This window comes from Micromonospora sp. MA102, from assembly GCF_025460765.1.
GTDB classification, from domain to species: domain Bacteria; phylum Actinomycetota; class Actinomycetes; order Mycobacteriales; family Micromonosporaceae; genus Micromonospora; species Micromonospora halotolerans.
The window spans coordinates 22,101-30,745 of sequence record NZ_JAMWEG010000030.1; the positions used below are offsets into that span (position 1 = coordinate 22,101).

Sequence of the window (8,645 nt, forward strand, 5' to 3'; positions counted from 1 at the left end):
ACGTGCCATGGCTCTCGGGTACGTCCGCCCCGCGCGTCCGGAGGACGCCGGCGAGATCGCACGCCTCCAGCTCGCCACGTGGCGGGTCGCGTACCGCCGGATCCTGCCCCGGCACGTGCTCGACAACCTGGACGAGGCGTACCTCGCCCGGCGGTGGAGCGCCGCGGTGCAGGAGCCGCCCTCGGGCGCGCACCGCGTGCTGGTCGCCGTCGAACAGGCCGAGCAATCGTATCTGGTGGGGTTCGTCGCCTCCGGTCCGGCCGATGCCGAGGCGCTCGCGCCGGGCGAGCCGCCCGAGGCCCTCGGCGACGGCGTGGTGGCGGTGACCGACCTGCTGGTCGAGCCGCGCTGGGGCCGGCGCGGGCACGGCAGCCGGCTGCTCGCCGCGATGGTGGACCACTGGCGGGAAGACGGCTTCAGCCGCGCGGTGGCCTGGGCGTTCGACGCCGACGAGGCGACCCGGAAGTTCCTCACCTCGACCGGTTGGGAGCCGGACGGCGCGGGCCGCGCGCTGGACGTGGACGACATGCTGGTCCCCCAGGTCCGCCTGCACGTCGGCGTCCCCGCCGAGCCGGCCGCTTCCTGAGTACGCGCTGTCGGGGGCACCGCCTACCGTTGGCGGCATGACGACCGCACCGGCGCCCGCTCCCCCCGACCTGGAGCCGTTCCGGGTCGAGCTGACCGGCTACGCGTACCGGATGCTCGGCTCGGTGTTCGACGCCGAGGACGCGGTGCAGGAGACCCTGCTGCGGGCGTGGCGCGGCCGCGACGGCTTCGACGGCCGGTCCAGCCTGCGCACCTGGCTCTACCGGATCGCCACCAACGTCTGCCTGGACCTGCTGCGCGGGCGCGGCCGGCGGGCCCTGCCGATCGACCTCGACGGGCCGGCCGCGCCGGTGGCCGGGTCGCTCGGCACGCCGGCCGGCGACTGGGTCGAGCCGGTGCCGGATTCGGCGGTGCTTCCGGCCGACCCGGCGGAGCTGGCGGTGGCCCGGGAGTCGGTGCGGCTGGCGTTCGTGGCAGCGCTCCAGCACCTGCCTCCCCGGCAGCGCGCCGTGCTGATCCTGCGGGACGTGCTGCGCTGGCGCGCCGACGAGGTCGCCGACCTGCTCGACGCCACCGTGCCGGCGGTCAACAGCGCGCTGCAGCGGGCCCGGGCGACCCTGGCCGGGGTGCGCGCCGAGCGGCGGGCCGGGCCGGATCTCGACCCGGTCGACCGCGACCTGCTCGACCGCTACGTGGACGCCTTCGCCCGCTACGACGTCGACGCCCTGGTGGCGCTGCTGCGCGCGGACGCCGTGCAGAGCATGCCGCCCTACCGGATGTGGCTGCGCGGCGCCGCGGACATCGGCCGCTGGCTGAGCGGCCCGGGGGCCGGCTGCCGGGGCTCCCGGCTGGTGCGGGTGGCCGCGAACGGCGGCCCGGCCGTGGCCCAGTTCCGGGTCGACCCGACCGGCGGTCACCGGGCCTTCTCGATCACCGTGCTGGAGTGCGCCGGGGGGCGGATCGCCCGGCTCACCCACTTCCTGGAGCCCCGGCTGTTCCCGCGTTTCGGGCTGCCGACCCGGCTCGATCCCGGACGCGCCGATGAGTTTGAGCCCCCCGCGCCGTCCACCCCTGGTAGGCACGACGGAGGCGACGCACCGGCGGAGTGAGGAGCGGGTCATGTTCAGGGACACGAAGGCGTTCAGCGGGTTCTCGGTGGACGACCCGGACCGCGCGGAGCGGTTCTACACCGACGTCCTGGGGTTGCGGGTGTCCCGGGACGACGCCATGGGGGGCCTGCTGACCCTGCACCTGGCCGGCGACCGGCCGGTGCTGGTCTACCCGAAGGCCGACCACCGCCCGGCCACCTACACGGTGCTCAACTTCCCGGTCCCCGACATCGACCGGGCGGTGGACGAGCTGACCTCGCGCGGGGTGCGGTTCGCACGCTACGAGGGCATGCCGCAGGACGACAAGGGGGTCATGCGGGGCAACGGCCCGTCGATCGCCTGGTTCACCGACCCGGCCGGCAACGTGTTCTCGGTGCTCCAGGAGGGCTGAACCTGGTGCGGCGGTCCCGGCACGGGGCGGGACCGCCGGCCACCGGTCAGCCCTTGTCGGCGCCCTCGTTGGCGCCGCGCACGAAGTAGCGCTGGAAGATCATGAAGAGCACCGCCACCGGGATGGTGGCGAGCAGCGCGGCGCCCAGCTTGAGCGGATACTGGGTGCCCTTGCCGAGCGACCCGCTGACCAGGTCGGCCAGGCCCCGGGGCAGGGTGAACAGGTGCGGGTCCTGCACCGAGACGAGGCTGTGCGGGAACTCGTTCCAGGAGCCCTGGAACGACAGGATGGTCAGCGTGATCAGCGCCGGCCGCGCCATCGGCAGCACCACCGACCAGAAGGTGCGGAACACGCCCGCGCCGTCGATCCGGGCCGCCTCCTCGACGCTGACCGGCACCGACTCGAAGAACTGCTTCATGATGAAGACGCCGGCCGCGTCGGCGAGCAGGGGCACCACGAGGCCCGCGTAGCTGTCGTAGAGGCCGAGTTGCTTGAGCACCAGGAACTTCGGGATGAGCAGCACCACGCCGGGCACCGCCATGACCGCGATGACCGCGGCGAACAGCCCGGCCCGGCCCCGGAAGCGCAGCCGCGCCAGCGCGTAGCCGGCGAGCGAGTCGAAGAAGACCCGGCCGAGGGTGACCAGCACGGTGACCAGCAGCGAGTTGCCGAGCCAGAGCGGGAAGTTGGTGCCCGCGAAGATCCGCTCGAAGCCGGCCAGGGTCAGCGGGTCGGGGATCGGCGAGAGCGGGTTCGCGGCCGCGTCGGGCTCGGTCTTGAGCGAGTTGCCGAGCTGGATGACGAACGGGTAGAGGAAGACCAGCCCGAAGGCGATCAGGACCGCGTACCCGAGGATGCGGTTGACCCGGGCGCGGGGCCCGCGGTCGGCGCGGCGCGCGACGGGCGCCGCCGGCCGGTCGGTGAGCACGGCCATGTCAGGACCCCTCCGGTACGCGTCGCCGCCACCACCGGGCCCGCCGGGGCTCGTCCCGGTCGGCCATCACCCGGCGCTGGAGCAGGGTCAACAGGATGATGATCAGGAACAGCACGAAGGAGATGGCCGCGCCGGAGCCGTAGTCGAAGTCCCGGAACGCGGTCCGGTACGACAGGTACGCCGGGGTGAGCGTGGTCTTGGCCGGGTCGCCCTGGCTCATGACGTACACCTGGTCGAAGACCTGCCAGGAGCCGATCAGCCCGAGGGTGAGCACCAGGAACATGGTGGGCTTGATCAGCGGCAGGGTGACGTGCCGGAAGCGCTGCCAGCGGGTCGCCCCGTCGAGGGTGCTGGCCTCGTCGAGCGTCACCGGCACGTTCTGCAACGCGGCCAGGAACATCAGCATGAAGGTGCCCGAGGTGGTCCAGATGACCAGGCTGATGATCGACACCATGGCCACGCTCGGGCCGGCGAGCCAGTCCCACCAGGTCAGGCCGAACGGGCCGCCGGAGGTGAGCGCGCCGGGCGGGTTGTCCACCCCGACCGCGCCGAGCAGGAGGTGCAGCACGCCCCGGGAGTCGGCGAACCACTCCGGGCCGTTGATCCCGAGGAGGCCGAGCAGCCGGTTGACCGCGCCGGAGTTGGCGAACAGGAACAGGAACACCACGCTGATCGCCACGGAGCTGGTGACCGAGGGGAAGTAGAAGGCGCTGCGGAAGAAGCCCTTCCCCTTGAGCATGCGGTTGTTGACCACGAGGGCGAGGCCGAGGGCGAGCGCGGTCTGCACCGGCACGACGATGCCCACGTAGTACATGTTGTTGCGGATGCTGGTCATGAAGTCCCGGCGGTCGAGCCCGTCCTCGGTGAACAGCCGGGTGTAGTTGTCGCCGCCCACGAACGGCACGTCGCCGGTGAACGGGCTGCCCTGGCCGTTCCAGTCGGTGAGGCTCACCCACAGCGCCATGAGGATCGGCAGCAGCAGGAAGAGCCCGAGGATCACGATCACCGGCGCGACGAAGAGCCAGCCGGCGATGTTCTCGTTGCCACGGATGCCGCCGCCCCGACGGCGTGGCGGCTTCGCCGGCGTGGTCGCCGGGGCGCGCAACGCTTCGGTTGCCATCTCGTCCCTCCCTCCTTGTCCGTGGGAGCCGGTGCGGAGGGGCCCGGTCCGGGCCCCTCCGCCACCGCTCAGCCGCCGAGCGCCGCCTTGGCGTTCTTGTCGAAGTTGCTCAGGACCGTCTTCGGGTCACCGGTGGCCAGACCCTGGAGGCCGGCCTCCAGGTCCCGCAGGACGCTGTCCATCTTGGGGGCGTTCACCGGGCCCTGCGCGTACGCGGCGCCGTCGATGAACGGCTTGTCCGCCGGGAAGGCGCTGGTGTACTGGTCGCGGACGGACTGCCGCGACGGCATCACGCCGAACGCCTTGGCGAAGCCCACCTGCTGGTCGCCCGCGGTCATCGCCTCGACGAACTTGATCGCCTGGTCCTTGAACTTCGACTTGGCGGCGACGCCCCAGCACTGGGTGAAGGACAGGGTGCCCTGCCCCTTCGGGCCGGCCGGCAGCGGCACGACCTTGTACTTCACGTTCGGGAAGTCGTTCTGGAGGGCGCCCTTGATCCAGTTGCCCTCGATGGTCATGACGGCCTTGCCCTTGCCGAACGCCTCCCCGGACCAGCCGGCGTCGAGCTGCTTCGGGAACTTGGCGTAGCCGTTGGTGAGCAGGGACTTCACGTACTGGAGGGCCTGGAGGTTCTCCGGGGTGTCGGCGGTGGGCTGCTTGCCGTCCTTGCTCATCAGCCAGCCGCCGTTCTGCACCATGAACGCGCCGATCCGGTCGCGGGTGTCGCCGAGGGCGAGCGCCACCATCTTCTTCGCCTTGATCTTCTGGCTGACGGCGGTGAGCTGGTCCCAGGTGGTCGGCACGTCGGCGTCGGTCAGGCCGGCCTTCGCCCAGAGGTCGGTGTTGATCTCCAGGGCGAGGGTGGAGAAGTCCTTCGGCGCGCAGTAGAGCTTGCCGTCGTAGGTGAACGTGGTACGCAGGCCCTCGTAGAAGTCGTCCTTGTTGCTGATCTTGTCGCCGTACGGCTCCAGGGCACCGACGCTGGCGTAGTCGGCGAAGCGGGTCGCGTCGACGTAGAAGACGTCCGGCGGGGTGCCGCCGGCCAGCGCCTGGCCGAGCTGCTGGGTGAGGTCCTGGGCCGGGGTGACGGTGGCCGTGTTGCCGCTGGACGAGGCCCACTTGGCGGCCGCGTCCTGCACGGCCTTGGTCTCGGCCTCGCCGGACGAGCCGATCAGGATCTGCAGGGTGGCCGGGCCGCTGGACTGCTTGGTGTCTTTCGCGGAGTCGTCGAAGCCGCTGCCGCACGCGGCGGAGCCGAACAGGGCGACGGCGGCGAAGCCGGCCACCGCCGCCCGGGTGAGGGTGCGAGGTGTCATCTGACTCTCCTGGGTGGGGGATGTGGTCACGCCGTCTGCCGGAGCACGAGCGTGGGAGTGAGCAGCACACGGTGATCGGTGGGCTGGCCGTCGAGCAGGTCGGTGAGCAGGTCGACGCAGCGGGCGGCGGCCGCGGCGAGCGGCTGGCTGACGCTGCTCAGGCCGACCGCGGCGGCCACCGGGGTGTCGTCGAAGCCGACGACGGCGACCGGCGCGGCCGCGTCGCGCGCGGCCTGGAGCGCGCCGAGGGCGAGCGAGTCGCTGGCGCAGACCACCGCGGTCGGCGGCACGTCGCGGGCGAGCAGGTCCCGCAGCTCCCGCTCGCCCTCGGCGATCCCGTCCTCGGTCTCCCGGCGCAGGCCGGCCACGTCGTGACCGGCCGCCGCCATGGTGGTACGCCAGCCGGCGCACCGGTCGTCGCCGACTCCGGAGCCGGCCGGCCAGCCGAGGAAGGCGATCCGGTGGTGGCCGGCGTCGAGCAGGTGCCGGGTGACCTGCCCGGTGCCGGCGGCGCCGTCCACGTCCACCCACGGGTGCCCGTCGAGGGCGTCCCACGGCCGGCCGAAGGTCACGAACGGCACCTCGCGCTCGGCCAGCCACGCGGTGCGCGGGTCGCCGTGCTTGGTGCCGGTGAGCACGAACGCGTCCAGGTCGTACGCGCCGAGCAGGTCGTCGTAGGTGGCCATCTCCTGGTCGTCGTCGCGGGCCGTGTAGAGCATGACCCGGTAGCCGGCGGCGTCGGCGGTCTCGGTGAGGCCGTGCAGGAAGCGGTCGAGCACCGAGCCGTTGATCCCGTCCCGGGTGGGCTCGATGCGAACGGCGATGAGGCGGGAGCGGCCGGTGCGCATCTGCCGGGCGGCCTGGCTGGCCCGGTAGCCGAGCGCGCTGATTGCCTCCTGCACCCGCCGCCGGGTCTCCTCGCGGACGATGTGCGGCGCGTTGAGCACGTTGGAGACCGTCTGCCGGCTCACCTGGGCGTGCCGGGCCACCGTCGCGATGGTCACCTTTTCAGCCACTTGATCCCTCTCGCCGCCTTGAACGATCCAACTCCGATGAGGCAGGATTAGATCGTTCAAAGTTTCTGGAATGTTTCGCACTGTGGCACCGGCCGGAGCCATCTGTCAAGACGTCGCCGGCCCACCGATCAGCACCGGGAGTTCCCCTTGTCCGAACGCCACCTGCAACCGCTGCTGCACGACCTGGTCGGCGTGGTGCACGCCCCCACGAGCGCGCTGGGCGACGCGGCGGGTCAGATCCGGCCGCACGGCGTCCAGGGCGTCTTCCACGCCGACGCCCGGGTGCTCTCCCGCGCCGAGTTGCGCCTCGACGACCGGGAGCCGGAGGCGCTGACCCGCGGGCCGGCGGGGCCGCACGGCGCCCGCTTCGTCGCCCTGGCCCGCTGGCTCGGCGATCCCACCCCCGACCCGACCGTCCGGGTCGACCGCACCCGGCAGGCCGGCGCGCACGGCGTCACCGAGGAACTCGTCGTCTCGTCCACCGCCGCCGGCCCGGTCCGCACCACCGTCAGCGTCGACCTCGGCTGCGACCTCGCGCCGATCGAGCTGGTCAAGTCCGGCGGCAGCGGCGCGCCGCTGGAGGCGAAGGCCGGCGAGCCGGGCCGGGTCCAGTGGGCCGCCGAGGGGCTCACCGTGACCGTCACCGGCGAGGCGGCCACCGTGGACGCCGCCGGTGACCGGGCCACCGCACCCCGGCTGAGCTGGCCGGTCACGCTCGCCCCGGGCGAGTCCGCGACGCTGCGCTGGCGGCTGGCCGTCACCGATCCGAAGGCGGTGGTCACCGCCGCCCCGCCCGGCCCCGGCTGGTCCGAGCCGGCCGTACGCGCCGACGACCGCCGCCTGGTCCGGCTCCTCGACCGCGCCCTGGCCGACCTGCGCGGGCTGCGGCTGGCCGAGCCGGCCCACCCGGAGGACGTCTTCCTCGGCGCCGGCGTGCCCTGGTTCCTCACCCTCTTCGGCCGGGACAGCCTCTGGGCCGCCCGGATGATGCTGCCGCTCGGCACCGACCTGGCCGCCGGCACGCTGCGCGTGCTGGCCCGCCGGCAGGGCACCCGGGTCGACCCGGCCACCGGCGAGGCGCCCGGCAAGATCCTGCACGAGCTGCGCCGGCACGAGTTCGCCCTGGCCGACAACGGACTACGGCTGCCGCCGGCCTACTACGGCACGGTCGACGCCACAATGCTCTGGGTCGGGCTGCTGCACGACGCCTGGCGGTGGGGGCTCCCCGCCGACCGGATCGAGCCGCTGCTCCCCCACCTCGAGGCGGCGCTCGGCTGGCTCGGCGAGCACGCCGACGCCGACGGCGACGGCTTCGTCGAGTACGTCGACACCACCGGCCACGGCCTGGCCAACCAGGGCTGGAAGGACTCCGGCGACGCGGTGCGCTTCCGGGACGGCCGGCTGGCCGCGCCGCCCATCGTGCTGGCCGAGGTGCAGGGGTACGCGTACCAGGCCGCGGTGAACGGGGCCGACCTGCTCGACGCCTTCGGCCGCCCCGGCGCCGACCGCTGGCGCGGGTACGCCGACCGGCTCGCCGCGCGCTTCCGCGCCGCGTTCTGGGTCGACGGCCCGCACGGCCCGCAGCCCGCCCTGGCGCTCGACCGGGACAAGCGCCCGGTGGACTCGCTGACCAGCAACATCGGCCACCTGCTCGGCACCGGCCTGCTCTCGGACGCCGAGTCGGCGCAGGTCGCCGCCCTGCTCTCGACCGAAGCCCTCGCGGGCGGCTTCGGGCTGCGCACCATGTCCACCGACGACGCCGGGTTCAGCCCGCTGTCGTACCACTGCGGGTCGATCTGGGCGCACGACACGGCCATCGTGCTCGACGGGCTGGCCCGCGGCGGGCACCGCGCGGCGGCGCTCCGGCTCGCCGACGGGCTGCTGGCGGCCGCCGAGGCGTTCGACTACCGCCTCCCCGAGCTGTACGGCGGGGACGACCGGACGGCGCTCGGCCGGCCGGTGCCGTACCCGGCGGCGTGCCACCCGCAGGCCTGGTCGGCCGCGGCGGCCGTGCTGCTCCTCCAGGCGGCGCTCGGCCTCTATCCCGACGTGCCCGCCGGCCGCGTCGACCTGCGTCCCCTGGCCGGCCCCGAACTCGGCGCCCTCACCGCCCGGGGCCTGACGATCGCCAACACCCCGGTCACGGTCACCGTCGACCACACCGGCCACCCCACGGTGACCGGCCTCCCCCCGTCCCTGACCATCCCCACCCC

Annotated in this window: 8 protein-coding genes; 4 read left to right on the top strand and 4 right to left on the bottom strand. The window is 73.6% G+C overall.

What is annotated here, in order from left to right:
* Window positions 1-7: 7 nt before the first annotated feature.
* Genes NFX44_RS32415 through NFX44_RS32425 form a run of 3 tightly spaced genes read left to right on the top strand, consistent with a single transcriptional unit; the run spans window position 8 to window position 2,046 of the window.
* Window positions 8-586 (top strand): GNAT family N-acetyltransferase, encoded by a 579-nt coding sequence (locus tag NFX44_RS32415; protein WP_262287416.1) that lies wholly within the window; start codon window positions 8-10, stop codon window positions 584-586.
* Between the two features lie 37 nt (window positions 587-623).
* On the top strand, window positions 624-1,655 hold the full coding sequence (locus tag NFX44_RS32420; protein WP_262287417.1) for a sigma-70 family RNA polymerase sigma factor: 1,032 nt from the start codon (window positions 624-626) through the stop codon (window positions 1,653-1,655).
* A 10-nt stretch (window positions 1,656-1,665) separates the two neighbouring features.
* Window positions 1,666-2,046, top strand: a complete 381-nt coding sequence (locus tag NFX44_RS32425; protein WP_262287418.1) for a VOC family protein — start codon at window positions 1,666-1,668, stop codon at window positions 2,044-2,046.
* A gap of 46 nt (window positions 2,047-2,092) precedes the next feature.
* Here NFX44_RS32425 and NFX44_RS32430 read toward each other — a convergent pair whose 3' ends face one another.
* The 4 genes from NFX44_RS32430 to NFX44_RS32445 form a co-directional block, all read right to left on the bottom strand.
* On the bottom strand, window positions 2,093-2,980 hold the full coding sequence (locus NFX44_RS32430) for a carbohydrate ABC transporter permease (RefSeq protein WP_262287419.1): 888 nt from the start codon (window positions 2,978-2,980) through the stop codon (window positions 2,093-2,095).
* 1 nt (window position 2,981) lies between these two features.
* Window positions 2,982-4,100 (bottom strand): carbohydrate ABC transporter permease, encoded by a 1,119-nt coding sequence (locus NFX44_RS32435; RefSeq protein WP_262287420.1) that lies wholly within the window; start codon window positions 4,098-4,100, stop codon window positions 2,982-2,984.
* Between the two features lie 68 nt (window positions 4,101-4,168).
* Window positions 4,169-5,416 carry an extracellular solute-binding protein gene (locus tag NFX44_RS32440; protein ID WP_262287421.1) on the bottom strand — a complete coding sequence of 416 codons (1,248 nt, stop codon included), beginning with the start codon at window positions 5,414-5,416 and terminating at the stop codon, window positions 4,169-4,171.
* Between the two features lie 26 nt (window positions 5,417-5,442).
* On the bottom strand, window positions 5,443-6,432 hold the full coding sequence (locus NFX44_RS32445; protein ID WP_262287422.1) for a LacI family DNA-binding transcriptional regulator: 990 nt from the start codon (window positions 6,430-6,432) through the stop codon (window positions 5,443-5,445).
* Window positions 6,433-6,579: 147 nt separating this feature from the next.
* Between NFX44_RS32445 and NFX44_RS32450 the strand changes: the two genes are divergently transcribed.
* Window positions 6,580-8,645, top strand: a 2,066-nt coding sequence (locus NFX44_RS32450) for a glycogen debranching N-terminal domain-containing protein (protein ID WP_262287423.1), incomplete at its 3' end; no start/stop codon positions are given.